Raw genomic sequence first — 25,298 nt, 5'->3', positions numbered from 1 at the left:
CTCAAGAAACCTGCCATTGCTCGCGCCATTTCATCGCAGCCAACCTATCTGTGATCAACGGCCAGAGTACCCGCCAGCAGCCAAACAACTTGGCCAGTTACTTCGCGCCCTTTTCGATGCGCTTGACGCGCTCCCAGGCAGACTCCAACTGCGCCTCACTGGCCTCTTCCGGCGATAACCCCTGGGCTCCCAAATCCGCTTCCAGCGCAGCAAAGCGGTTCTCGAACTTTTGATTGGCCGCCCGCAGCGCCTGCTCACTGGAAATCCGGCAATGTCTTGTAAGGTTTACACAGGTAAACAGTAAGTCGCCCAGCTCTTCTTCGATATGCGCAGCGTCTTTAGATGCAATTGCCTGTTCAACTTCTGCGAGCTCCTCACGGATTTTGTCGATCACTCCCGCGTGATCCGGCCAGTCAAACCCCACTTTTGCCACCCGCTTTTGCAACTTTTCCGCGCGGATCACCGCAGGCAGAGCCCGGGGCACATCATCGAGTAGCCCGAGTTTGCCCTTCTCCGCCCGCTCTTGTTGCTTAATCGCTTCCCAGTTTTGCTTGATTGTGGCCTGTTCTGGCTCGGCAACACTGCTGCGCCGGCTGGCCAGGGTGCCATCGGGAAACACGTGGGGGTGGCGGCGAACCAGTTTGGAGGTAATTGCCGATGCCACGTCATCGAAATCCCAGCGCCCCTCTTCGCTGGCAAGCTGGCTGTAGAACACTACCTGAAACAGCAGATCACCAAGCTCTTCTTTGAGGTGCTCGTAATCGTCCCGGTCAATGGCATCTACCACCTCGTAGGCTTCTTCGATTGTCGACGCTGTAATGGTGCGATAAGTCTGCGCCAGATCCCAGGGGCAGCCAGTATCCGGCTCTCGCAATCGCGCCATTAGATGAATAAGATCACTCAAGGTGTATTTCTGCGGCATTAGCTGACCTTGCGGCGGACCGCAGACACGTTGGGCAGGTGGTTCAACTTGGCGATCACTCTGCTTAATTCGCTGTAATCCGTGATTTCGATTTGAAGGGTCATATCCACGGTATTTTTGCTCTTATTCGACAGAGTTTGCATCGCACTGACGTTTATCTTTTCACGATCCAGGAGCGTGGTTATGTCGCGCAATAGGCCGTGGCGGTCAAACGCTTCCAGCGCAATCGTCACCGAATAGCTCTGCGACGGCTCCTCAGCCCAATCGACGGTGATAATCCGCTCCGGCTCAATGGCCTGGCGCTGCATAAAGTTAATGCAGTCGAGCCTGTGGATGGACACACCGCGCCCCTGGGTGATGTAGCCTGCGATGCGATCACCCGGTATTGGGCGGCAGCAATGGGCAATATGTGACATGAGATTACCGACACCGTCGATAAACACATCAGCACCGCCGCCGTCGCTCGTTGCGCGCCCCACCAGCGACGCGACTGGGTGCTCATGCTTGTCGATATTAAGCAGCCGCTGTGCAGCGTGAATAACCTTTTCGACCCCCAGGTCAGCGGCGCCAACCGCCGCGTAGAGATCGTCCAGATTACGCAAGTTGAGTTTTTGCGCCAACTCCTGAAAGTCCAGGTTTTCAACCGCGAGCGCTTTGAACTCCCGATCCAGAAGCGCGCGGCCGTCGGCAATGTTCTGGTCCCGGTCGAGCTGCTTAAACCAGTGTTGTAAGCGGCTGCGCGCGCGCGACGTGGTGATATAGCCCAAGTTGGAATTGAGCCAGTCACGACTTGGCGCCTCTCGCTTGCCAGTAAGAATCTCCACCTGATCTGCGGTGTGCAGCGGGTGGTTAAGCGGGACTATCCGACCATTGACCTTGGCACCGCGACAGCGGATGCCAATATCTGAGTGGATGCGAAACGCAAAGTCCACCGGCGTTGCGTCCGCCGGCAAATCGACCACGTGGCCGTCGGGGGTGAAAACATAGATTCGGTCTTGCTGTATCGCTTTTGGCAGATACTCGTCCCAGGGGTTACCGCCAATTTCTTCGTGCCACTCGAGTACCTGACGCAACCACTCGATTTTTTGCTCGTAACTGCCAGTGCTGTTGTCTTTATCGGTATCTTTGTAACGCCAGTGTGCACACACGCCATACTCCGCCTCATCGTGCATTGTGCGCGTCCGGATCTGCACCTCGAGAACCTGGTTGTTCGGGCCATTGACTGCCGTGTGCAAAGAGCGGTAACCGTTTTCTTTAGGGTTGGCGATGTAGTCGTCAAATTCCCTCGGAATATTGCGCCAAAGGGCGTGAACAATGCCCAGCACCGTGTAGCATTCACGCTCGGAGTTCACCAGAATACGCACAGCGCGAATATCATAGACTTCCGAAAAGCCTATGTTTTTCCGCCGCATTTTCCGCCAAATACTGTAAATATGCTTGGCGCGGCCGTATATGTGGGCTTCGACACCCTCCGTGGCCAGAGACTCTTCCAAAATTGAAATCACGCGGTCGATATAGGCCTGCCTGTCGACCCGCCGCTCGTCCAACAATTTGGCGATATATTTGTAGTCAAACGGGTGCAGATACCGAAAGGAGAGATCCTCCAGTTCCCATTTAATGTGACCAATACCCAGGCGATGGGCAAGTGGCGCGTATACTTCCGAAACCTCTTTTGCCACCTTTTGGCGCCGCTCAACGGGCGCCCCTTTTACCGCACGAATAGCGCACGTACGCTCAGACAATTTGATCAGCGCGACTCGAACATCGTCCACCATCGCGACAAGCATCTTGCGCACATTTTCTGATTGCTCGGCCGACTCCTGACCGAAAACATGTTCGTTGGAGTGGTTGGACAGCCCACTAATGGCCGCCATTTTCTGCACGCCCTGGATAAGCCCAACGACTGTCTTACCAAACTTTTCCTCGACCACGTCGGCGGCGAGTTTCCGCTCGCGGACACTGCGATAGAGCACAGCTGCAACCAGGGTGTCTTCGTCCAGTTGCAGCTCGGCGAGAATTTCCGCCATTTCCAGACCGGCGCTGAGCGACGAGTAGCCCTCCCCCCACCAACTGTTGTTCATCCCTTCGAGCGCCACCACAGACTCAGCCAGCTCACAACTGGCGCAAAGCCTGGTCAGGGCGGTATCGGGAACATGAGCCACCGCACCAATACGACTCGCCCAGGCGGCAATGTCCAGGCGGCCGTCGGCTAAACGGGGGCGGTCTTCTCTGACTTTAACCATGAATCAAAAAACCTGTCAGGGATTAAATACACCGGAAGATAGGTAGCGATCCCCGCGGTCGCAAACAATGGCGACAATCAGGGCGCCGCGCTCTGTACGCGCGATATCAAGTGCGGCCGCGACAGCGCCGCCAGAGGAGACACCGCAAAAAATACCTTCCTGGCGGGCGAGATCCCGCATGGTATTTTCTGCTGTGTCCTGCGACATATTGACGATTTGATCGATATGCGAGTCGTCAAAAATTGCTGGCAAATACTCCTGAGGCCAGCGTCGGATACCGGGAATACTTGCCCCTTCCGACGGCTGCAAGCCGACAACCTGAATCGCCTGATTTTGGGATTTCAAATAGCGGGACACGCCAACAATGGTGCCGGTGGTGCCCATCGAGCTGACAAAATGAGTGACCTTGCCAGTCGTCTGTTGCCAGATCTCAGGGCCAGTGGTATCGAAATGCGCTTGCGGATTGTCAAGATTGGCGAATTGGTTCAGCTGCAGGCCTTTACCCTCGGAAACCATAGCCTGTGCCAGATCGCGCGCGCCTTCCATCCCCTGTTCACGGGTCACCAGGACCAACTCAGCACCATAGGCTGCCATCGCAGCCTTGCGCTCCTCTGTCGCGTTATCTGGCATGATAAGTATCATGCGGTAACCCTTGATAGCAGCGGCCATCGCCAGTGCTATACCCGTGTTGCCACTGGTCGCTTCAATTAGGGTATCGCCGGGTTTGATATCGCCGCGCGCTTCAGCGCGCGCGATCATCGAGAGTGCTGGCCTGTCTTTTACTGATCCTGCGGGGTTATTACCTTCAAGCTTGACCAGTACGGTACTGTCGAGCCCTGCAGTAAGACGCTGCAGTTTGACGAGCGGCGTATTGCCAATACAGGATTCAATTGTGGGAAAGTCCATCAAACCGTGACTCCGTGGTAATCACATTGGTTGGCTAACTACAGTTTGGTCGTATAGACACTGGTCGCGCATTCTAACAGTTCTGCTTCCTAATTATCTGCTTTTTGCCTATCCTATGGCTGTAAAATCAACACGTCGCCGCAGCCGAATACAAGCACTCACGTTGCATGAACGAAGGTCATATAGAACGATCGCGTCAATTCGGAAATATTCAAATAATTTAACTGCACAAGCAGCACGTCTTTTTTATGAGCACACACAGAGCCCTCAGGAGTCGGATCAACAAGTTGCTACTGGCGCCGGCGGTAATTATGTGTCTGCTGTTATCGCTTTGCTTTATCGTAATCACCGGCCAGTTTATTCATCAACAACAACTGCAAAGAACATCCTTTGTGGCAACCGTGTTCGATGGAATACAAGACACCCGCCTGGTAGATCAGTCGCTACTCAATCAAATTTCGATGTCATTGCTCGCCGTAGACGGCTTTCGCACAGTGATGCTGATCAACAATGAGGGCAATATTTTATGGGCCAGAGGGCTTCCGCTCGGGCAAGATAAATTACGCCGTGTTGTACAGGCGCCAGAGCTACAAACCAGCGTGTGTGAAATGCGCCGCTGCTATACCAGAATTCCAATAAAACGCGGTGTCAAAGTTATTCTGAGCAACCGCAACATTGGCAACACCGGCCATAGCATTCTTGTCGTTACCGATAATTACCATTTAAACATACTCAATTACGATGCGCTGATCGCCGTCATAGGCACTCTCGCACTGTGTCTTGCCGTTGCTGTTTTTTTTGCACAGCGGTTTCGCGATGAAATTACACGCCCGCTTGTCATTATTCAAAGTGGCGTACAAAAGTATTCGCAGGGAAAATTTGATAGCCCGATTTCACCAAAAGAGGGCCGCTACTACAGCAAGTTAATTAACAGTATTAATGAACTCGCAGCCAAACTTAAAGGCGCACAGGACAACCTGAATTACAGTATTGAGCAGACCACGGCGGAACTGCGTGAAACCCTGGAAACCGTCGAAATCCAAAATATCGAACTGGATATTGCGCGCAAAGGCGCCATCCAGGCGAGCAAGGTGAAATCTGAATTTCTCGCCAATACCAGCCACGAAATTCGAACACCATTAAACGGTATATTAGGCTTTTCCGAACTGCTCAAAAAAACCGAGCTCAACCCGCTGCAGGAAGATTATCTCGAGACGATTTACGAGTCGGCGAAAGGCCTGCTCACCATTATCAACGATATTCTCGACTTCTCGCGCCTTGAAACCGGCAAGCTCACCCTGGAATACAAACCGGTACGGCTGCGCCAGGTTCTCGAAGAAGCGCTGCGCTTACAAGCGCCTGCGGCGCACGAGAAAAAACTGCGCTTGTTAACCATTGTGGATCACGATATTCCAGAACATTTGCTGGGAGACCCGTTGCGCCTTAAACAAGTGCTTACTAATCTGCTCTCAAACGCCATAAAATTCACCAATGTAGGCCACATACTTATCAGTGTCAGCAAGGAAGATCGTGCAGATAATCAGATCACCCTTCAGTTTCGCATCACCGACAGTGGTATTGGGCTAAACCAGGATCAACAGGAAAAGCTGTTCGACGCGTTCACTCAATTGGACGCGAGTGACAGCCGCACTCACGGCGGCACTGGCCTGGGGCTGGCAATCGCCAAGGGGCTGGTTGATCGAATGCATGGCGAAATAGGCGTAGAAAGCGAGCCAGGCAAGGGCGCTACGTTCTGGTTTACCTCCATACTTGGTCGCAACCCGAATGCTGCCAGTTCCGCTGGCTACCTAATGGGAACCCTGCGCAATACCCGCACTCTGGTCTATGACTGTTCACTGATGAGCCGCACGGAAATCACACATTACCTTCGAGGCTGGGGCGCATCGGTGACTGAAATTGCGGTGTTTGAGGATATCGAGCATAAAACCGAAGAGGCCTGTCGCTCCGGGCAGATCCACCTTGCGGTATTGGACGCGCAAAGTGACGACAACAGTTTCGACAAGGGCCGCCTGCGAAAAATTGTCGATTGCTTGAACCAGGATTATTCAATTCCGGTCGTGATACTCGCCTCCCCCTCGCTGGAAAGGCTAATCACCCCGGAAATGACAGGCACCCATGCAACTATTATGCAGCGGCCAATTTTCTGCAACCGACTTCACCAGGTTGTGTGTGAACAACTGGGTATCATTATTCCACGCTCGGATCGAGATAGCCCAGAGGCACTTGTAGAGCGTTTACAAGAGGATATTCGAGTTTTGGCGGTCGACGACAACCCGGCGAATTTACGCCTTGTCTCCGAACTGCTGAAAGAGATGCACGTTAAGGTGGTAACAGTGGACAACGGTGCGGACGCTATTCGCCTGAGCCAAACGTCGCAATTCGACCTGATATTAATGGATATTCAGATGCCGGGAATGGATGGACTGGAAGCGACCAAGCGCTTGCGCAGCAGTGAGTCCAGAGAAGAGCGCACGCCCGTGGTGGCACTTACCGCGCACGCTGCGAATGAGCAAAAATCGCGATTTTTACTGGCCGGAATGGACGATTATCTCACCAAGCCAGTGAGTGAAAACGAGTTGCGTCATATCATCGACCGTTGGGTCACCCGCAATCCGTTCACACAGCGAACCCCGTCGCAGCTTTCCGCACCACCCGCAGAGTTCACCCCCGCGCCGACAATACACATCAATAAACCGGTTGACCTGAAACTGTCGCTGCATCTGGCGAAAAACAAACCGGATCTCGCTGAAGAGATGCTCTCGATGCTTCTGGTATCACTGCCAGATACTGCTGCAGCCATTGAACAGGCAATGACTGACAGCAATAAGCTCAACCTACTGGAGGTAGTGCATAAACTTCATGGCGGTTGCTGCTATTGCGGTGTCCCGAGGTTGAAGCGCCTCAGCGAAGAACTGGACCAGCAACTGCAAAACGCGGTCGAGCAAGGCACACCGGTTGAACCACTGATGCCAAAACTGCGCGAACTTATTGTCGCCATTCAGGAACTGATCACCTGGAGCGATGGAATCGACCTGAAAGAATTGTTTGCTGTCGACCCAGGCTAGGGCCTGTTAACACTAATTCGATTCAATCTGTTGCGGCTAAAATTTCGCTATCGAGTGATGCGGCACCCCGACGTTTAGAGCATAGTTTGATTGTTCCAAATGAGCGATAAACAACGCTGAGAGCGGGATTTTAGCCGCAACCCGCAGGGCTGGGCCTGTATTTCCAGGCTGATGCGTTATTTTTCGCTCGTTTAGCCCGCTAAACAACGCCAAAAATGCCTTTCATCCTGAAAATACAGGCTCCAGCAGAGCGAATTGAATTAGTGTTAACAGGCCCTAGGGAACCTCTGTGCAAAGTGTTTGGCCGATAATTCAGGTTTGTCTCCAGTATAGAGCGTGGGTGAGCTCGCCACTGCAAACCCCTCGACCAAAGATGTCGCGTGGCTGCGACTTGCCGACGCGGCCATAAGCCAACTACAAAAACAATTCTCGGCTTTTTAGCTCGCGGCCGCCAAGCACCATGTTCACGGCCAGGCGGCACACCCGTTTCGCTATACGACGAGTCTCCTCCTGCTGCCACTGCCCCTCCCCCAGCATTGCAATCTCCGCTCCGGAGCAAATCAACGCGCGCCTGTCATTATTAAGGGCAGTGGGTGTGAATCCATCAGCAGGATCAAACCGGTAGAAGCGTTCAGAATTGCACCCTATCGCCTCGCCCAAAGTATCCATCGAAAAATTTATACCGTAACCCAGCTCTGCCAAAAGCTGTAATTCAAACTCCCGTAGAGGAATATCCTCTTCGCCTGGTACCGCCTGGGACAAACTCAGCAGTGCCCGTTGATAGCTGGCAAACAAACCGGCGTACTCAAACTCTACGGGAAGTAGTTTCTGTAACAGCTCGTTTAAATACAGACCGCAAAAAAGTGAGGTCCCAGCCCCAAGAATAGGGGCAGATAAGGTTTCCAGGTCAGACAGGTTTTTTAATTCGCCACTACCGCTGTAGTGAACCACTAGCGGAATAAACGGTTGGGGTTTAGTCGTCGCCTGCCGCTTGCGCGACGGTAAGCGGTGAACAGCTTTCAACTTGCCGTGCTGCCGTGTAAATAATTCCAGAATAATACGGCTATCGGTGAAGCTGCGGGAATGCAGCAGAAACCCGACCTCCTGCTCCACCGCATGCTTCATTAACTGTCGAAGCCCAAACTGCGCAATGCACGCTCGTCATCAGACCAGCCGCTTTTTACCTTAACCCAAAGTTTGAGCATTACTTTGCAGTCGAAAAGCTTTTCCATATCCAGACGCGCCTGCTGACCAATCTGCTTTATGCGCTCACCCTTTTCGCCAATAATCATTTTTTTCTGGCCGTCGCGCTCTACCAGAATCAGCCCGTGAATAGTAATCAGGCGTGGTGTTTCTTCGTATTGCTCAATTTCAACCGCCGATTGATAGGGAACCTCATCGCCAAGCTGGCGCATTATTTTTTCACGAATAATTTCTGCGGCGAGGTAGCGGGAATTTTTGTCGGTAATTTCATCCTCCGCAAACATGTGCGGCGCCTCGGGCAAAAAGCTCGCAACCAGTTGCTCCAACCGCTCCAGATTCTGGTGACGCAAAGCCGAAACAGGCACCAACTCTGCCTTGGGCAACGCAGTTTCCAATTGCTTCAAGTGCGGCAGCAGTACGGATTTATCATCGAGCTGATCGACCTTGTTTACCGCAACGATGATCGGCGATTCACACCGTTGCAGCTGTTCCAGGACCCATTCGTCTTCATCCGTCCAGATATTTTTATCGACAACAAACACAACGACGTCTACATCCTTAATGGCGGAGGAGGCAGATTTGTTCATATAACGATTGATCGCTTTGCCGTGACCTTTATGAATACCTGGTGTATCCACGAAAATCATCTGCACATCACCAACAGTTTTAATCCCCAGCATATTGTTGCGGGTCGTTTGGGGCTTGCGCGATGTAATCGCAAGCTTTTGTTCAATAAGATGGTTAAGTAGGGTCGATTTACCCACGTTCGGACGCCCGACTATGGCGATGTATCCCGAATATTGCGTGCCCATAAGCGCCTCAAAATAAATTGGATGTCGTGAGCGCTAAGCGCCCAGGGGAGAGAAAACTGCAGTTTGCGGGAAACGAAGCTTGTTACCTTACGCCCAGCTGCTTCAGCATAGCTGCTGCCGCGAGCTTTTCTGCGTTGCGCTTGCTGCTACTGGTTGCAACCGTTTTGCCCTGACTGCGGCCAATATCGCAGGAAACCTGAAACTCGGGCGAATGCGCCTGTCCCAACTGGCTCTCTACGGTGTACACGGGCAGCGGCTGGCGCAATTCCTGTAAGTACTCTTGTAGCCGGGTTTTAGGGTCTTTAACAGATGAGTTCAAATCGATGGCATCCAAGCGCTCGCCAAACCAGTGCAGTACAGTATCGCGACACCTATCCATCCCTGATTCGAGGTAAATAGCCCCAATCAGCGCCTCTACGGCATCTGCCAGAATAGAGGCACGGCGAAACCCACCACTTTTGAGTTCACCTTCGCCCAAGTACAAAAATTCACCGAGATCAAAGTCCTTCGCTAATTCCGCCAGGGTTTCCCCTTTAACCAGACTAGCACGTAACCGGCTAAGGTCGCCCTCGCGAGCTTTTGGGAATCGCTGGTACAGATTCTCAGCAATAAGAAAGTTCAATAACGAGTCGCCTAAAAATTCGAGACGTTCGTTATTATTGCTGCCAACGCTTCGATGAGAGAGGGCTTTTTCAAGTAAAGAAATGTCACTGAAAGTGTAGTTCAGCGCTTTACTCAGCTGGTTTAGTTTCGTTTTCGACAAGGAACTCACAACAGGCTTCCGGGTTTGAACTGTCCAGCTGGCTTCTGAACTTAAGAACAACGTCAATATTCAGCATCAAAGGTACGCGCACTTCGTATTCACTGTTTACCAGGGTTCTATCTTTTTTCCGCACGATTTTGATGGAGTTAGCTTCTTGACCGCGAACATTGTTGATCATCATGTAGTTCGACAATATTTTGCTGATCTCGCCTTTGTCCATCGTGTTGATGTCACGCGGCTGTTCGGTCAACGATTTGAGCGCGTCTTTAATCGACATGTTATCAATATAGTGCGGGCCAAGCTTAAACGCGCAGGTTAATACGAACCCGGCAACAGCCAGAATCAACAACCAGCTGATGGAACCCAAGCCGGATTGCCGCCGCATGATTCTCTCAGGTGCTTTCACAGGTTACTCCTCTCTGCTTTTATCAGGACTATATACTACCGATACGGGAGAAGCTGGGAATACTCAAGAGCTTGTCCCAGTGCATCCAAATCGCGAAAGCTTTGCCTACGATCCGCTCTTCCGGTACAAAACCCCACTCCCGGCCATCGGAGCTGTTGTCTCGATTATCGCCCATCATCAAGTAATGGCCTTCGGGCACCTGCCACACGCCGTTACGACTCAAGCGACCAGGAACTGTACATTTACGGCTGTGGTAGCTGACCCCGTCCAATGTTTCTTCAAACACCTGGTAGTGCGCAGAACCATAAGCGCAGGCACTCTCCGTTTCGTCTTTTACCAGCTTCTGCGGTACCTGTTCGCCATTGACGAACAGAACATTATTCACATAGCGAATTTCGTCGCCAGGAAGCCCGATCACTCGCTTGATGTAATACACATCTTTATGGGGGGGAAAGAACACCATCACCTCGCCCCGCTTTGGTTCCCCCACAGGAACCAGTTTATTGCGAAACACCGGCATACGAACGCCGTAAGAAAATTTGCTCACCGCAATAAAGTCACCCACCAGCAAAGTTGGCACCATGGACTCAGACGGGATTTGAAAGGGTTCGATCAAAAACGAACGCAAGGCAAACACCAGAAAAAGCACCGGGAAAAACGACTTTGAGTACTCCACCAGAGCGGGCTCGGCAGCCACAGCAGCTCGCGCCTGCACAAAACCAGGGTCATTCGTGTCGCCTTCACCGGAATGGCTGAACTGCGCCTCAACGGCAGCGATCGCGGCGTTTCGCCCTTTGCGCAAAAACGCGATATCGTAAAGCCAAACCAGCCCAGTACCGGCTACTAAGAGCATTAAAATCAGCGGTAAATTAATATCCATTGAGTCCCCGTTCTACAGGTTTGCCAGCAAGTATTTTTGACAGATCGCGCCGCTAGCTGTGATGACTGTCGTAACTGTTTATATTTTTTATCTCAGCACAGAGCAACAAAGCTCGGCCGAGAAAGCCTGATTTTTTGGCCCAGCTTAACTGTCGACTTTCAGCACTGCTAAAAAAGCCTCTTGTGGAATTTCCACGCGACCAACCTGCTTCATGCGTTTTTTACCGGCTTTCTGTTTCTCCAAGAGCTTCTTCTTGCGCGTTACATCGCCGCCATAGCATTTCGCGGTAACGTTTTTGCGTAATGCTTTTACTGTAGTTCGAGCAACAATTTGGCCACCAATCGCCGCTTGAATAGCGACATCAAACATTTGCCGCGGAATCAACTCCTTCATTTTGTCTGCCAGCGCTCGCCCTTTATAAGGGGCGTTATCGCGGTGAACAATAAGCGCAAGCGCGTCAACCTTTTCTGAGTTGATAAGCACATCCAAACGCACCAGTTTGGCAGCTTCAAAGCGAACAAAATTGTAATCGAGCGATGCGAAACCGCGGCTCACAGATTTAAGGCGGTCGAAGAAATCCATGACCACTTCGTTCATTGGAAGTTCGTAGGAAACAGACACCTGACTGCCGACATACTGCAGATTTTTCTGGATGCCGCGCTTCTCGACACAGAGCGTAATAACCGCACCCAGGTAATCGGACGGAACCAGAATATTGGCTTCACAAATCGGCTCACGCATCTCATCAATAAACCCGACATCCGGCAACTTGGAGGGGTTATCGACATAGATGGTAGTCCCATCACTGGTCACCACTTCGTAAACTACAGTCGGCGCGGTGGTGATCAGATCGAGGTCATATTCGCGTTCCAGGCGCTCCTGGATAATCTCCATATGGAGCATGCCGAGGAAGCCACAACGAAAACCGAAACCCAAAGCATCGGAGCTTTCCGGTTCGTAAAACAGCGACGCGTCGTTCAGCGTCAATTTGGCCAGCGCCTCACGAAAGGATTCATAATCATCGGAGCTTACCGGGAACAAACCCGCATATACCTGCGGTTTGACTTTCTGGAAACCGGGCAGCGCCTTCACATCGGCGGTGTTCGAGTGGGTAATAGTATCCCCCACCGGGGCGCCCAAAATCTCCTTAATACCAGCGACGACAAAGCCCACTTCACCGGCCCTCAGCACACCGGTCACATGGCGTTTGGGCGTGAAGACCCCAACCATATCAACCACATGGGCCTTACCAATAGATTTAGATATGATTTTATCTTTGGTCTTCAAAGTGCCCTGCGTGACCCGCACCAGCGAAACCACCCCGAGATAGTTGTCGAACCAGGAATCGATAATCAGCGCTTGTAGCGGCGCATCAATATCCCCGACTGGCGCGGGAATCCCGTTCACCAGCGCTTCCAACACATCTTCAATACCCAAACCGGATTTGGCGCTGCAGCGCACAGCCTCAGTCGCGTCTATACCGATGATGTCTTCCACTTCCTGGGCCACCTTATCTGGCTCGGCCTGCGGCAAATCCATCTTGTTAAGTACAGGGATTACTTCCAAGCCTTGCTCAATTGCGGTGTAGCAGTTGGCTACCGATTGAGCTTCCACACCTTGTGCGGCGTCCACCACCAGCAGCGCCCCCTCACAGGCAGCAAGCGAACGGGAAACCTCGTAAGAGAAGTCCACATGCCCGGGAGTGTCGATGAAATTGAGCTGGTAGGTTTTGCCGTCGCGCGCTTGATAATTGAGCGTCACACTCTGCGCTTTAATAGTGATTCCACGCTCGCGCTCCAGTTCCATAGAATCGAGCACCTGCTCAGCCATCTCCCGGTCGGAAAGGCCTCCGCAATGCTGAATAAACCGATCGGCAAGGGTCGACTTACCATGGTCAATGTGGGCAATAATTGAGAAATTTCGAATATGACTCAGGTCTGACACTAGTGGCTGCAACTCGCGAGGGTTAGGTTAAATTTCAGGGCGGCAAGTCTACAGTAATTGCTCAGCCTAAGCCATGCGCCAAACCTGCCATAGATAAGGCGCGCAAGCATTATTCGATCCGGATTGTGCGGAAGGTGGGGCTTCCGTCACGGAAGAAGCGAATTGGGACCAAGTCGTCCGCTGGCAGCGCCTTCATGACGCGGGTGTAATCGTCCACAGTCGCAATCTGTTCGAAGCCCAGTTGGGCAATCACATCACCGGGGCTGATGCCTGCATCCGCAGCCGCGCCTTGAGGATCAACCTGAGTAACCAGGACACCGCCCACTAAATGCCACTTTTCCTCTACGGTGGCATCCACCGGTTCAACCACTAAGCCAAGCCGATCCGTCACTACGTTGCCATCGGCCAGCACCTGAGCTGGCGCGTCTGACTCATGACCGGACAGACGCCCGACTTTAACATCCAGTGTTTTGCGCTTACCTTTGCGCATTACCAATACGGGTACTTCTGTATCCGGCGGCGTTGCTCCAACGGCGTGGGGCAAATCGCCGGAAGACAAAATTTCCTGGTCATCGAAGCGCAAAATAATATCGCCAACCAACAAGCCCGACATTGCAGCAGGCCCTGTCGGCTCGAGTTGCGCAACCAGTGCGCCCGCAGGTTTTTTAAGGCCAAACGAGTCAGCGAGGTCTTTGTCTACCTCCTGAATCACTACCCCGAGCCAGCCTCTGTCGACCCGCCCCTTCTCTTTCAGCTGGGACACGACATTGAGTGCCACGCTGGACGGTATCGCGAATGATAAACCAATAGAACCACCGGACCGGGTGTAGATTTGAGAATTAACCCCCACAACTTTGCCATCCAAATTAAACAAAGGGCCACCGGAGTTACCTGGGTTTATTGCGACATCCGTTTGAATAAACGGCACATAATTCTCGTTGCGCTCGGTAGGAATACTGCGGCCAATCGCACTTACAATCCCGGCACTGGCGGAAAAATCCAGCCCGAAAGGCGACCCTATAGCGACTACCCACTCGCCAATTTGAATATCATCTTTTGCGGCCAGTTCGAGGTATGGCAGCTTATCTTCGTCTACCTTAAGTAGCGCCAGATCTGACCGAGGATCGCGACCAATGACGATGGCCTTATATTCACGGCGGTCGACCAGGCGAACGACGATCTGATCAGCATCTTCGACAACATGATTGTTGGTTAAAAGGTAACCGTCGGCAGATATAAAAAAGCCTGACCCCATCGAGTGCATCTCGCGCCGGGGCAAATCACGCGGTTCGAGCAGGTGGCGAAAAATATCAGGGATCTGGTGGCCAGGGGGCAATTCAATCTCGCTTTGCCTGGCTTTAGTTGTAGTGTTTATTTTCACCACAGCAGGAGATGTTTTTTCTATGAGAGGGCGAAAGTCTGGCAGGTTATAGCTGGCAGCATTGACATCAATCGCCAGCGCGACGGTTAAAACACAGACAAATCGGAAAAAGCTTGCAGCGCGCAATTTCGGGCCCCTATTAATCGAGCATGTTTAAAGTCTGTACTATAGCGTTTTCTGCGCGGGAAATTAATCGCGCTCTAAAACATTGGTTGAGCGCCATGTTGCTTGCTGTCAACCGCACTACCGCGCCGCCGGTGATCAAGCCAGTAATAGCGGCCAACATCAAGACCCATTCTTCGGTAAAAAACTGTGCCGCCGACGCCACCGCGACTAGCATCGCCACCAGAGGTAAACCGTACGCCAGAAAAACGCCTTTCAGGAAGGAAGATTCGTCAATACCTAGAGTGACTTCATCGCCCGGCTGCAAATTACCGTACTCTGCAGGTAATGCGACTCTAACGCGGGTATAGTCATCGGAAGCGGCGAGCATACGCTGGCCACACCCGTGGCGCGCCCTGCAAGCTCCGCACGTGGATGTTTTGAGCGTTTCAACCCAAACGTTATGATCTTCTACGGCTAACACCTTACCGTTTTCGGTAATCATTCAGGCCACCAGACACTCAGTTGGTTGCGGTCTTAGTCAAACTAACAGACTTCAATACCTGCGCGGCAGTCACCTGGGGGACTTCGCCGACCACAGCAACATGCACGACCTTCTCACCGGACGCCTGAAGCGACATTACCACTAGAGTCGCGCCCCGCTGCGCTGCGCCTTGCGGTATACGTGCACTCTCGTCATCGCTGGCGACCACCTCGCTATTGATAAACACCGAGTAAGATGCGAGGCCATCCGTGTAAGTATGGACTATACCGTCCTGCTCGGTGCGCTTGCTGCTCACATGCACAAAGCCGGGGGGAGCCCAGCTTGGCATCCACTCCGAAAGTGCCTCTGGCACTTGCGCTTGCGGTTCTGGTTCGGCGCACGGCTGAAGACCGTTTGCATTCGCGGTGATGCTGGCGATTTCGTCAGGAGAAAACGTGGGATTCAGCTCAAACGCCACAAACTGTATTCGTTCGAGTGCACGATTCGGCTGCATCACCAGATATTTTAGAAGCACGCCGGATTCCACATCCACACCAAGACTGATGCCGTAGCGGAAGTTGTCTTTGGGCAGAATTTGCATAACAACGACTTTACGCCCTGCAACACGGTCATACCCTTTGACGTAGAACTGATAGTGGTCGTGAAAACGTGCGATGGCCGACCCCGCGGCGAACTTACCACCACTAAGCAGTTGGCCACCAAGCGTCTGGCAGGAGACGAGCCTGCCCATTCGCGCGTGCTGGCGTTCAGGCCCGTTAAGATGGGAATAACTTTCGAATTCCACTCCATCTAATACAAGATGTGTCGCTTGCATCGTTTCGAGCCGGCCACCGTGTTCGTAGGTGACCACACCCTGGTAGTTCTGCTCTCGCATCGACTGAGAGAGGCGTGAAAGCACTTGCTCCGCGCTCATTTCAGTTTCCACAGAGAGCGCACGAGAGGACAATAAAAGAAGAAAGAAAGAGGCGATAATGAACCTTACCGCCGACAGGGATTCACTCATTAGTGAGCCTTTACGCTATGTCGCCGGACGAGCACCCGGCGATATCTGTTACTCTGCAGCGCCTACCGCAGCTTCGGTTTCAACAGCCTCGCTGTCCAATGCATTTAAGTCCGTCAAACGAGCGAAAGGCATTACACTTAGATCACTGCTCGCTGACACTTCCTGCGCATGAATCATTAACAGCCTATCGAAGTGCGCCTGTAGCTGCGGGTCGGAAATAAACGTATCCGGCCGTTGGCTCGGCAGCCCCTGGATCTGAGCAGAGGGAGAGCTGTAGACGGTATTTGACGGACCTGTGCTCACAGTTCTTGCTGAAAGCTGCGGCGAGTCAAAGCCCGCTGGAATCACAGCAGAATTCAGATCTGGCGCCTGGAACGGCTCAGCTTCTGCAATTGCGCCATCGTTTACCGCATTCGGCGACTGACCTAGCTGTTGCACACCCACCAAAAAACCCACAGCTACAGTCGCAGCAATAGAGGTTTTACCCAGGAGATGCAGCCAGGAACGCGAAGTCGCGACCTGGGGTTGGCCAGCCAATGTCTGCTCAGAAGCAATCGCTGCGCGGATACCTGCAGAGAGGTCGATGGCAGCGAAGGATGTATCTTCGCTTCGCATTGTTGCACTTATTTGGTGGTAACGCTGCCATTGGCTGCGTGCATGAACGTCGCTGTCGGACGCCTTGAGTACACGGGCTAAATCGAGCTCGTTACCCTGATTATCGACCAACGCCGAAATGGATTCACCCAAAACAGAATCGGTAGAAAAGTTATCTCTATCCGCAGTGGAAACCATAGAACGAATACCTGGAGTCTGAAAATAACCGCTTAAGCGGATTCATAATTAAAAGCGTAGAGCGTCTGGTTGCGGCACCTGTGCGCAAATGAAGCGCTCGGTCGGTAAAACAGGGCGTTTCGCATCCGCCCTATATGACACCCAGTTCTGCTGTTTGTTTCACATTGTAAACGGAATTTATGCGGATTTATCCATCCCGTCTAAAAGTGGGGAAATTTGGCGGTCGATAGACTCGCGAGCGCGAAATATACGCGACCGAACTGTGCCCACTGGGCACTCCATGACCTCAGCAATTTCCTCGTAACTCAATCCTTCCATCTCTCGAAGAGTAACCGCAGTTCGCAAATCCTCAGGCAGATCTCTAATCGCCCGATTGACCACCTCCTCCAACTGATCACGCATAAGTTGGCGCTCCGGAGACGCGATATCTTTTAATTGGTCGCCACCGCCATAGTACTCAGCATCGTCCACCTCCACGTCGGAGGATGGCGGCCTTCTACCACGAGACACAAGGTGATTCTTCGCTGTGTTCACGGCTATACGGTAAATCCAGGTGTAAAAGGCACTCTCGCCACGGAAATTGGCGAGTGCTCGGTAGGCCTTGATAAAAGTTTCCTGGGCAACGTCTTGCACTTCAGCGCTGTCTTTAACGAAACGGCTGATGATCGAAAGGATTTTGTGCTGATATTTCAATACCAGCAAATCAAACGCGCGTTTATCGCCTTTCTGAACGCGCGCAACGAGCTCTTCGTCGGTTTGTGATGCGGGCTGAACCGCCATCTAGCTACTCCAAATCGCGCTTAATGCGCGCTACTTTATTGTCAAACTTTAAACGTATACGCAACGTTTACGGTCAGCCTGGACACTTCATCAACAGACACAGCATTGTTGAAAAAGTTCCTTCATGGACACTATGGCCTCATGCGCCAGCGATACGCTCATTTGTTCGTAAGCGCTTCCTTCTAAATTTGGTCAATACCCAGAATATCAACGTCTGCATGCGCGCTATACACGTAAATTGTTGTCAAACTTATGACAAATCCCAAATAATTAGGGTTTGACGGTAACAGATACTAAGATCATGGCGACAACCACTCCCCAAACTAGCTCCCACCAGTATGACGTCCTTATTATTGGAAGTGGCGCAGCAGGACTCTCTCTAGCGCTCCACCTCCCTAGCAATGTGAACATTGCCGTGCTCAGTAAAGCATCTCTCAGCGAGGGCTCCACCTGGTACGCTCAAGGTGGCATTGCTGCGGTACTTGATGACAATGACACTGTCGAGTCCCATGTGGCAGATACGCTCGAGGCCGGCGCGGGCCTGTGTCATACCGATGCGGTTGAATTCACCATCAGTCACAGTAGACAGGCGATTGATTGGCTGATTGAGTTAGGGGTGGACTTCACGCGAGATGCTGGTAATGGAGACTACCATCTCACTCGTGAGGGTGGGCACAGTAAACGGCGGGTGATACACAGTGCCGATGCGACCGGTAAGGCGCTACACACCGCACTGATGGATAAGGTTAAGACGCACACCAATATCACCCTGTTTGACCACTACATCGCCGTCGACCTTATTAAGCAGGTCGACCCCATGAGTAAGAAACGCCGCTGTGCTGGTGCGTATGTGTACAACCGCAATACAGACCGGGTAGAAACTTTTGCCGCCCGCAGCGTCGCATTAGCAACCGGCGGAGCGAGCAAGGTGTACCTCTATTCGTCAAACCCTGACGGCGCCAGCGGCGACGGTATCGCGATGGCATGGCGCGCAGGGTGCCGGGTAGCCAACATGGAGTTTAACCAATTTCATCCGACCTGCCTGTTTCACCCGAAAGCAAAATCTTTTCTTATCACCGAAGCATTGCGTGGTGAAGGAGGACACTTGTTGCTGCCTAGTGGCGAACGCTTTATGGACAAATTCCATGAACGGGGAGAGCTGGCTCCTCGCGACGTTGTGGCACGGGCCATCGACCATGAAATGAAACGTTTAGGCAGCGATTGCATTTACCTGGACATCAGCCACAAATCCGAAGAGTTCATTCGCTCTCATTTCCCCACCATCTACCAGGAGTGCCTCACCTTTGGTATCGACATTACCAAAGAACCGATTCCCGTGGTTCCCGCCGCACACTACACCTGTGGCGGCATTATGGTGGACAAACACGGGCAAACTGATCTGAAAAACCTGTACGCCATAGGCGAATCGTCCTTCACCGGGCTACATGGCGCCAACCGTATGGCCAGTAACTCCCTGCTCGAATGTCTGGTATATGCCCGATCCGCAGCGGAATCCATTTCGGCACAGCTGGACACAATCCCTCCAGTTGCAGAAATTGCCCCTTGGGACGAGTCTCGCGTAACCAACTCAGACGAAGACGTTGTAATTTCGCATAACTGGGAAGAACTGCGCCGATTTATGTGGGACTACGTCGGGATTGTGCGTACCCAAAAGCGGCTGGAGCGCGCCACCCATCGCATCAAGCTACTGCAAAAAGAAATTCACGAATACTACTCGAATTACAAAGTAGGCAACGACTTGATCGAGCTGCGCAATCTGGCACTGGTGGCCGAGCTAATCATCCGCTCCGCAACCCAAAGAAAGGAAAGTCGTGGCCTGCACTACTCGCTGGATTACCCTGCGCGCGCAGAGATTGCCACCGACACGGTGTTAGTACCGATGAACTTTGCCAGCCAGGATATTTTCGTTCGCTAGCGCGGCCAGCCGCGCCGCAAGCGCATATAGACCTGCCTGTACGCCGTTTGGTCAGCGAATCCAGACGGCGTCAGTATCAATGACTGCACCCCCTTAGAATCCCCGCGAAAACCTAACACCATCACTCGACCACTCAAAAATCGCTTGCCAAGCCTGGCGCGACAACTGGACTGGTCGCGATAGTGCAACACAATGTAGTCCGGCTCAAAGGTCAAATAAGCTAGCCGACGATAGCCACCCCAAGCACGGAGTAACTGTATAAGACTCCAACAGAGTACAAGCATAGCCACGCACTTGGCCCAGAGCTCGCATGGATAAGGCAGGAGAAGAAAAATCAAACAAATGTGTAGCAAAAGCAACACACGATAAAGCGGTTGTGGCGCGATTCTGTAGGAGTCCGCCCGGTTAGATGGTAGTAATGGATGGGCCGCATTAGCGGCCATCTTGCAAGCCGGTGTGCGAAAGAATAATTGTGACGATTCGCCGCAGATTTTCGTCGTCTGGCAGGTTTTTGCGTAGAAACCAGTTGAACAGGTCTTGATCTTCGCACTCGAGCAGAGTTTCGAAAAGCTGTTGATCCTCTGCGTTGAGTGAATGAAAGTGATTTTCCAGAAACGGTAAAAGTACTAAATCGAGTTCGAGCATGCCTCTTCGGCTCGCCCAGCGCAATCTGTTAATATCCATCAAAACTGTCTTCTCTGTATTTTTTGACGAGTATAAACAATTCTCCGGCCGCACGTCTGCGCCAGATAACACGCCTATATCAGAGGAAAAACCATGTGGAGTGAATTACCTCAACTGCCCGCTCCGGAAATCGACTTGTTACCAGACACGATTCAGCAACCGGTTCTAATACACTTAAGCGATTATCGGCTTATTGTCATTACCGGCCCGGATGGCGAAAAATTTCTTCAAGGCCAAACCACCTGTGATTTTCGCCGATTTGAGAAACACCAATGGCTTCGTGGAGCACATTGCAACGCTAAAGGCAGAATGCACAGCACATTTGTCGCCGCCAAAATTGGCGATCAGCAAATCGGGCTGCGAGTACACGCCAGCATTGCCGAGTCCGCTCTCAAAGCCTTGCAAAAATATATTGTCTTCTCCAAAGCAGAAGCCAGGGTTCACACGGCCTTGCTAGTTGGAGTGCTCGGCGACGCAGCCGAGACGACGCTACCGTTTTCACTCCCCGATGTTGGCCATTGTGACACCAGCGCGGGCTTTCCCGTCCTGAGACTGGAGGCAGCCGCCGCTGAACTTTGGCTGTTGAACGACACCCACGCGGGCATCCCTGATCAACTCCCCGGCGTATGGGCGCACCCCGAATGCTGGCAGCAATACCTCCTGGATAAGGGCATTGCCGATGTTACCGCAGAATCCGTGGAAGAGCTGTTGCCTCAGGAACTCAACTACCAGCTTGTCGATGCAGTATCTTTTGACAAAGGCTGCTACACCGGCCAGGAAATCGTTGCGCGCATGCACTATCGAGGGAAGCTTAAAAAACACCTTTATCTAGCTGAGACAGACTTGTCCGCAGATAGCACGCTAGGGTTTGGGATGGACGTTGTCGGCGAGAAAGGAAGTGTCGGCAAGGTAATAACCGCGACCAGGCTTGGGCAAAACCGCTGGCGATTACTGGCACTGGTGCAGGATGACGCAACGCAAAATAGTGCCCATCTAGCCTTAGCCGGGCAGCCGATTCTGACGTGGAAACCCCTTCCATATGCTATACCTAATGAAAGCAGTTGAGGGGTTAGCTGAGGATGGCACCCAACAGAAGAACCGCAGATTGGGTGCTCTTAGCAAATTGACTATTTCCCATCCAACCTGTTCGCCGAGCATCCAACCAGTGCCGCTCTTCTGGCCCCACGCGATTTGCGTGGGGGAGGCCTACTGAAGCCACTCTCAACAAATAACGATACCGGCACAGGTGAATTGGTGCCGGCAATTACCCATGATGAGGACAGTTGAATGAGTGCGCTTGCAGCGAAAATTACGCAAGACATAACCACGGCGATCGACCAAGACAAACTTGTACTACCCACCCTGCCTGAAATCGCCCTGAAAGTGCGGGAAGTGGCCGATGACGACGATGCCAGCATCAAACAACTGTCCGATGTGATCAGCACCGATGCAGCACTGACCGCCCGGATCATCAAAGTTGCCAACAGCCCAATTTTTCGCGCCCCACGAGAAATTGAAGATCTAAACATGGCCCTCGCCAGATTGGGCATGCAGTACACCTGTAACCTGGCAACTGGCTTGGCCATGGAGCAAATGTTCCAGGCGACTTCCGATATTGTCGACAAAAGGTTGCGCGACACCTGGCATCGCTCCAGCGAAATCGCCGGCATGTGTCACGTGCTGTGCAAGCACCGCACACGACTTCGGCCTGACCAGGCAGCGCTTGCGGGTCTGATTCATCAAATCGGCGTGCTGCCCATTTTATCCTACGCTGAAGATTTCCCATCCATTCTCCGCGACAGCCTGACTCTGGACCAGGTCATCGAACAAGCCCACCCGATAATTGGTGTAAAAATTCTTAAAGCCTGGGAATTTCCCAGCGAATTACAGCAAATCCCGCAACAACACCTGGATTTTACGCGTTCCATTGCGAGTGCTGACTACGCGGATATCGTCACTGTCGCCATGCTCCAGGCATATGCCGACACCAAACGCTTCGAAGGCCTGGACTACAGCACCGTGGGTGCGTTTAACCGTCTTGGTCTGGACCCGAGTATTGAATCCGCGGAGGCAGAGGATCTGAGCGAGGACATGGAAGCCGCGATGGCAATGTTGCAAGCCTAAGCTTGCAGGCTTGAGTTCCAGCTGCAGGCTTAAGTTCAAAATCCAAGCCCCGGTTCGAATCGCTCTGCAGCTAATCTAAACGAGACCTCACCTGCTGCGGGGTCTTTTTTTTAAGCAAAAAAAACCATGGGGTTTAACCCATGGCTTTTCAGTGAATCCGTTGAAGCTTTTTGATTAGAGTTTGGGACCCGCTTCAACCAAGGCTTTACCTTCTGCGTTGTCGGTGAATTTCTCGAAATTGTCGACAAACAGTTTTGCAAGTTTCTCGGCTTTTTCAGTCCATTCAGCTTCACTGGCATAAGTGTCGCGAGGGTCGAGAATACCGCCGTCAACACCTGGCAGCGCTGTTGGTACTTCAAGGTTAAAGATAGGCACGGATTTGCTTTCAGCGCTGTCCACACTGCCATCCAGAATCGCGTCAATAATCCCGCGAGTATCTTTGATGGAAATACGTTTGCCAGTACCGTTCCAACCAGTATTTACCAGGTACGCAGTCGCTCCCGCCGCCTTCATACGCGCAACCAGCTCTTCTCCGTATTTCACTGGGTGCAGAGTGAGGAACGCTTTACCAAAGCACGCAGAGAAAGTAGGTGTTGGCTCAGTAATACCACGTTCAGTACCGGCCAGCTTCGCAGTAAAACCAGAGAGGAAATGATACTGAGTTTGCTCTGGAGTCAGCTTAGACACTGGAGGTAACACACCGAAAGCATCCGCTGTCAGGAAGATAACTTTCTTCGCGTGCCCGGCGCGTGATACGGGCTTAACAATGTTTTCAATGTGGTAAATTGGGTAAGAAACACGAGTGTTTTCAGTTACTGAACCGTCATTGAAATCAATTTTACCACTTTCATCAACAGTCACGTTTTCAAGCAGTGCATCGCGCTTGATAGCATTGTAAATATCTGGCTCGCTTTCTGGATCAAGATTGATGGTTTTTGCATAGCATCCACCTTCAAAGTTGAACACACCGTTGTCGTCCCAGCCGTGCTCGTCGTCACCAATCAGTTTACGTTTTGGATCTGTAGACAGTGTGGTTTTACCAGTACCGGACAGACCGAAGAAAATCGCTACGTCGCCAGCTTCGCCCACGTTGGCAGAGCAGTGCATAGAGGCGATGTGGTTCAGAGGCAGGTAGTAGTTCATCATCGCGAACATACCTTTTTTCATTTCGCCGCCGTACCATGTACCGCCGATTACCTGCATTTTTTCAGTCATATTGAACACGGTAAATACTTCGGAATTCATGCCGTGCTCTTTCCATTTTGGATTGGATGTTTTAGATCCGTTCATTACCACAAAGTCAGGCTCGCCGTAGTTCGCCAGCTCTTCTTCAGTGGGGCGAATAAACATGTTGGTAACAAAGTGAGCCTGCCAGGCAACTTCAACAATAAAACGCACTTTCATGCGGGTATCTTCGTTGGCACCGCAGAAAGTATCTACAACAAACAGACGCTTCCCGGATAATTCTTCAACAACCAGACTTTTCAGATCTTTCCACACTTCAGGAGTGACTGGTTTGTTGTCGTTGTGAGCGATATTAGAATCCCACCACAGGTGCTCTTTGCTCACATCATCGTATACGATGAATTTATCTTTCGGGGAGCGACCAGTAAAAATACCTGTGTTAACAGATACTGCGCCTAACTCGGTAACCACACCGCGCTCATAACCTTCCAGGTTAGGATTGGTTTCTTCTTCAAACAGTTGATCGTAGGAAGGGTTGTGCACGATTTCCTGAACGTCTTGGATACCATACTTCGATAGGTCGATATTTACAGCCATTGCTTTTCTCCCATTTACATTAGTGGGTAAATAAAAATTCCTTGTTTTGCTCACCGGAATAACCGCTGAGACTCGATTCGGCCGCGGGCTGGAATGTGCTGAAACCTATTCAGCAGATTTATCTTTTGGCCCTGAGGTACTTCATGGGTTCTATTATAGGGAAGCGACTTATAGCAGGGATGACGCACGTCAAGAAAGCTTCCGGCTCTCTCCAAAAAGGCGTTGAATAGCTGATTTTTACGCCATAGGCTGAGGCGAAAAACCTGAGAAATAATAAGGAAAATCAGCGATATGTGACTATTTGTGTTCCAGTGTCACAGCACCGAAACACAATACTACAATAGCGCTAAAGAGACGGTAGGGACCAATCGATTGGTGCTATACCAAAGGACTCCAAATAACGATTTGTGCAGGAGAAGTGGTGACAACCAAAAAAGCCGCGATGCGCTGATAGCGGTGAAGGATGAGGACTTTTCAGAACGTAATGCCGTTTAGCGTCTATAATTGCGCCCTTGCGCTGAGCGTAACTACCCCACAGCAAAAACACTACGTGCTCCCTGCCATTCAATGCTGTAATCACGGCATCGGTGAAGGTTTCCCAGCCCTTGTTTTGGTGTGAACCCGCTCGCCCCTGCTCAACGGTGAGGGTCGCGTTCAGCAGCAATACACCCTGCTCGGCCCAGCTCTGCAAATAACCGTGCGTCGCAACAGGCAAGCCGAGATCCTGGTGAATTTCCTTAAAAATATTTTGTAAAGAAGGTGGCGTAGGCACACCCGGCAAAACGGAAAAACACAAGCCGTGTGCCTGACCCGGCCCATGATAAGGGTCCTGGCCAAGAATGACGACCTTCACCTGATCAAACGGCGTTGTATTTAACGCATTAAATATGTGGTTGCCAGCGGGAAAAACCACTTTCCCCGCGCGCTTTTCCTCACGCAAAAACGCTTTCAACGATTTCATATAGGGCTGGTCGAACTCACCACCCACCTGCTCCAGCCAGGTGGGGTCGAGCTGTACTTTGCTGGACATAACGGTCATGCCTG

At 51.9% G+C, this 25,298-nt stretch carries 21 protein-coding genes; 4 read left to right on the top strand and 17 right to left on the bottom strand.

Features of this window, described 5'->3' with window-relative positions; all coding sequences use genetic code 11:
- Positions 1-97 precede the first annotated feature (97 nt).
- From mazG to cysM, 3 genes are read right to left on the bottom strand one after another with little or no spacing between them, the layout of a single operon-like run.
- Entirely contained in the window at positions 98-922 is an 825-nt protein-coding gene (gene mazG / locus TERTU_RS05320) for a nucleoside triphosphate pyrophosphohydrolase (RefSeq protein ID WP_015820819.1), read from the bottom strand.
- Positions 922-3,165, bottom strand: a complete 2,244-nt coding sequence (relA, locus tag TERTU_RS05315; RefSeq protein WP_015820155.1) for a GTP diphosphokinase — start codon at positions 3,163-3,165, stop codon at positions 922-924. The genes mazG and relA overlap by 1 nt, the downstream gene beginning before the upstream one ends.
- 15 nt (positions 3,166-3,180) lie before the next feature.
- Positions 3,181-4,071: a cysteine synthase CysM gene (gene cysM / locus TERTU_RS05310; RefSeq protein WP_015817634.1), complete on the bottom strand. Its 891-nt coding sequence runs from the start codon at positions 4,069-4,071 to the stop codon at positions 3,181-3,183.
- Positions 4,072-4,382: 311 nt separating this feature from the next.
- On the opposite strand from cysM, the gene TERTU_RS05305 reads away from it, so the two are divergent.
- On the top strand, positions 4,383-7,157 hold the full coding sequence (locus tag TERTU_RS05305) for a response regulator (RefSeq protein ID WP_041590071.1): 2,775 nt from the start codon (positions 4,383-4,385) through the stop codon (positions 7,155-7,157).
- Positions 7,158-7,571: 414 nt separating this feature from the next.
- On the opposite strand, the gene recO is transcribed toward TERTU_RS05305, so the two are convergent.
- The 11 genes from recO to rpoE all read right to left on the bottom strand — a co-directional run bounded on the left by recO (position 7,572) and on the right by rpoE (position 17,728).
- A complete protein-coding gene (gene recO, locus TERTU_RS05300) occupies positions 7,572-8,282 on the bottom strand; it encodes a DNA repair protein RecO (RefSeq protein WP_015819352.1) in 711 nt (236 codons plus the stop codon).
- On the bottom strand, positions 8,282-9,172 hold the full coding sequence (gene era, locus TERTU_RS05295) for a GTPase Era (protein WP_015819822.1): 891 nt from the start codon (positions 9,170-9,172) through the stop codon (positions 8,282-8,284). The genes recO and era overlap by 1 nt, the downstream gene beginning before the upstream one ends.
- Before the next feature lie 82 nt (positions 9,173-9,254).
- Positions 9,255-9,944: a ribonuclease III gene (rnc, locus tag TERTU_RS05290; RefSeq protein WP_015817923.1), complete on the bottom strand. Its 690-nt coding sequence runs from the start codon at positions 9,942-9,944 to the stop codon at positions 9,255-9,257.
- Positions 9,904-10,341 (bottom strand): DUF4845 domain-containing protein, encoded by a 438-nt coding sequence (locus TERTU_RS05285; protein ID WP_015820519.1) that lies wholly within the window; start codon positions 10,339-10,341, stop codon positions 9,904-9,906. Before TERTU_RS05285 ends, rnc begins: the two co-directional genes overlap by 41 nt.
- A gap of 28 nt (positions 10,342-10,369) precedes the next feature.
- Positions 10,370-11,221 carry a signal peptidase I gene (gene lepB, locus TERTU_RS05280; protein WP_015818997.1) on the bottom strand — a complete coding sequence of 284 codons (852 nt, stop codon included), beginning with the start codon at positions 11,219-11,221 and terminating at the stop codon, positions 10,370-10,372.
- A 144-nt stretch (positions 11,222-11,365) separates the two neighbouring features.
- Positions 11,366-13,165, bottom strand: a complete 1,800-nt coding sequence (gene lepA, locus TERTU_RS05275; protein ID WP_015819417.1) for a translation elongation factor 4 — start codon at positions 13,163-13,165, stop codon at positions 11,366-11,368.
- Positions 13,166-13,274: 109 nt separating this feature from the next.
- Positions 13,275-14,672 carry a trypsin-like peptidase domain-containing protein gene (locus TERTU_RS05270; protein ID WP_015819562.1) on the bottom strand — a complete coding sequence of 466 codons (1,398 nt, stop codon included), beginning with the start codon at positions 14,670-14,672 and terminating at the stop codon, positions 13,275-13,277.
- A gap of 13 nt (positions 14,673-14,685) precedes the next feature.
- Positions 14,686-15,153 (bottom strand): SoxR reducing system RseC family protein, encoded by a 468-nt coding sequence (locus TERTU_RS05265; protein WP_015818734.1) that lies wholly within the window; start codon positions 15,151-15,153, stop codon positions 14,686-14,688.
- A 16-nt stretch (positions 15,154-15,169) separates the two neighbouring features.
- Positions 15,170-16,066: a MucB/RseB C-terminal domain-containing protein gene (locus TERTU_RS05260; protein ID WP_228378271.1), complete on the bottom strand. Its 897-nt coding sequence runs from the start codon at positions 16,064-16,066 to the stop codon at positions 15,170-15,172.
- Between the two features lie 138 nt (positions 16,067-16,204).
- Positions 16,205-16,948 carry a sigma-E factor negative regulatory protein gene (locus TERTU_RS05255; RefSeq protein ID WP_015817773.1) on the bottom strand — a complete coding sequence of 248 codons (744 nt, stop codon included), beginning with the start codon at positions 16,946-16,948 and terminating at the stop codon, positions 16,205-16,207.
- Positions 16,949-17,125: 177 nt separating this feature from the next.
- Positions 17,126-17,728: an RNA polymerase sigma factor RpoE gene (rpoE, locus tag TERTU_RS05250; protein ID WP_015817864.1), complete on the bottom strand. Its 603-nt coding sequence runs from the start codon at positions 17,726-17,728 to the stop codon at positions 17,126-17,128.
- A 277-nt stretch (positions 17,729-18,005) separates the two neighbouring features.
- Between rpoE and nadB the strand changes: the two genes are divergently transcribed.
- Entirely contained in the window at positions 18,006-19,664 is a 1,659-nt protein-coding gene (nadB, locus tag TERTU_RS05245) for an L-aspartate oxidase (protein ID WP_015817052.1), read from the top strand.
- 432 nt (positions 19,665-20,096) lie between these two features.
- On the opposite strand, the gene TERTU_RS05235 is transcribed toward nadB, so the two are convergent.
- The gene (locus TERTU_RS05235) at positions 20,097-20,348 is read right to left on the bottom strand and encodes an FAD assembly factor SdhE (protein ID WP_019602942.1); all 252 of its coding nucleotides are present in this window, start codon (positions 20,346-20,348) and stop codon (positions 20,097-20,099) included.
- 93 nt (positions 20,349-20,441) lie between these two features.
- On the opposite strand from TERTU_RS05235, the gene ygfZ reads away from it, so the two are divergent.
- Together ygfZ and TERTU_RS05225 are read left to right on the top strand one after the other, a co-directional pair.
- A complete protein-coding gene (gene ygfZ / locus TERTU_RS05230) occupies positions 20,442-21,413 on the top strand; it encodes a CAF17-like 4Fe-4S cluster assembly/insertion protein YgfZ (protein ID WP_015818367.1) in 972 nt (323 codons plus the stop codon).
- A 222-nt stretch (positions 21,414-21,635) separates the two neighbouring features.
- Complete coding sequence (locus TERTU_RS05225) at positions 21,636-22,472, top strand: HDOD domain-containing protein (RefSeq protein WP_015817922.1); 837 nt, start codon at positions 21,636-21,638, stop codon at positions 22,470-22,472.
- A 174-nt stretch (positions 22,473-22,646) separates the two neighbouring features.
- Here TERTU_RS05225 and pckA read toward each other — a convergent pair whose 3' ends face one another.
- Positions 22,647-24,254, bottom strand: a complete 1,608-nt coding sequence (gene pckA, locus TERTU_RS05220) for a phosphoenolpyruvate carboxykinase (ATP) (RefSeq protein WP_015817371.1) — start codon at positions 24,252-24,254, stop codon at positions 22,647-22,649.
- Positions 24,255-24,600: 346 nt separating this feature from the next.
- The gene (gene ung / locus TERTU_RS05215; RefSeq protein ID WP_015817599.1) at positions 24,601-25,284 is read right to left on the bottom strand and encodes a uracil-DNA glycosylase; all 684 of its coding nucleotides are present in this window, start codon (positions 25,282-25,284) and stop codon (positions 24,601-24,603) included.
- Positions 25,285-25,298 lie beyond the last annotated feature (14 nt).

It is taken from the genome of Teredinibacter turnerae T7901 (assembly GCF_000023025.1).
GTDB classification, from domain to species: domain Bacteria; phylum Pseudomonadota; class Gammaproteobacteria; order Pseudomonadales; family Cellvibrionaceae; genus Teredinibacter; species Teredinibacter turnerae_B.
The sequence above is the reverse complement of the archived record's forward strand: the minus strand, read 5'-3'. Positions and strand labels throughout refer to the sequence as shown.

Excerpts from the sequence above, each read along its gene's own strand:
- mazG (WP_015820819.1), bottom strand. The coding sequence starts at position 922 with ATGCCGCAGAAATACACCTTGAGTGATCTTATTCATCTAATGGCGCGA.
- TERTU_RS05225 (WP_015817922.1), top strand. The coding sequence starts at position 21,636 with ATGAGTGCGCTTGCAGCGAAAATTACGCAAGACATAACCACGGCGATC.
- ygfZ (WP_015818367.1), top strand. The coding sequence starts at position 20,442 with ATGTGGAGTGAATTACCTCAACTGCCCGCTCCGGAAATCGACTTGTTA.
- TERTU_RS05235 (WP_019602942.1), bottom strand. The coding sequence starts at position 20,348 with ATGGATATTAACAGATTGCGCTGGGCGAGCCGAAGAGGCATGCTCGAA.
- TERTU_RS05255 (WP_015817773.1), bottom strand. The coding sequence starts at position 16,948 with ATGGTTTCCACTGCGGATAGAGATAACTTTTCTACCGATTCTGTTTTG.
- TERTU_RS05260 (WP_228378271.1), bottom strand. The coding sequence starts at position 16,066 with ATGAGCGCGGAGCAAGTGCTTTCACGCCTCTCTCAGTCGATGCGAGAG.
- recO (WP_015819352.1), bottom strand. The coding sequence starts at position 8,282 with ATGAAGCATGCGGTGGAGCAGGAGGTCGGGTTTCTGCTGCATTCCCGC.
- pckA (WP_015817371.1), bottom strand. The coding sequence starts at position 24,254 with ATGGCTGTAAATATCGACCTATCGAAGTATGGTATCCAAGACGTTCAG.
- lepB (WP_015818997.1), bottom strand. The coding sequence starts at position 11,221 with ATGGATATTAATTTACCGCTGATTTTAATGCTCTTAGTAGCCGGTACT.
- ung (WP_015817599.1), bottom strand. The coding sequence starts at position 25,284 with ATGTCCAGCAAAGTACAGCTCGACCCCACCTGGCTGGAGCAGGTGGGT.
- rpoE (WP_015817864.1), bottom strand. The coding sequence starts at position 17,728 with ATGGCGGTTCAGCCCGCATCACAAACCGACGAAGAGCTCGTTGCGCGC.
- TERTU_RS05305 (WP_041590071.1), top strand. The coding sequence starts at position 4,383 with ATGTGTCTGCTGTTATCGCTTTGCTTTATCGTAATCACCGGCCAGTTT.
- cysM (WP_015817634.1), bottom strand. The coding sequence starts at position 4,071 with ATGGACTTTCCCACAATTGAATCCTGTATTGGCAATACGCCGCTCGTC.
- TERTU_RS05265 (WP_015818734.1), bottom strand. The coding sequence starts at position 15,153 with ATGATTACCGAAAACGGTAAGGTGTTAGCCGTAGAAGATCATAACGTT.
- relA (WP_015820155.1), bottom strand. The coding sequence starts at position 3,165 with ATGGTTAAAGTCAGAGAAGACCGCCCCCGTTTAGCCGACGGCCGCCTG.
- era (WP_015819822.1), bottom strand. The coding sequence starts at position 9,172 with ATGGGCACGCAATATTCGGGATACATCGCCATAGTCGGGCGTCCGAAC.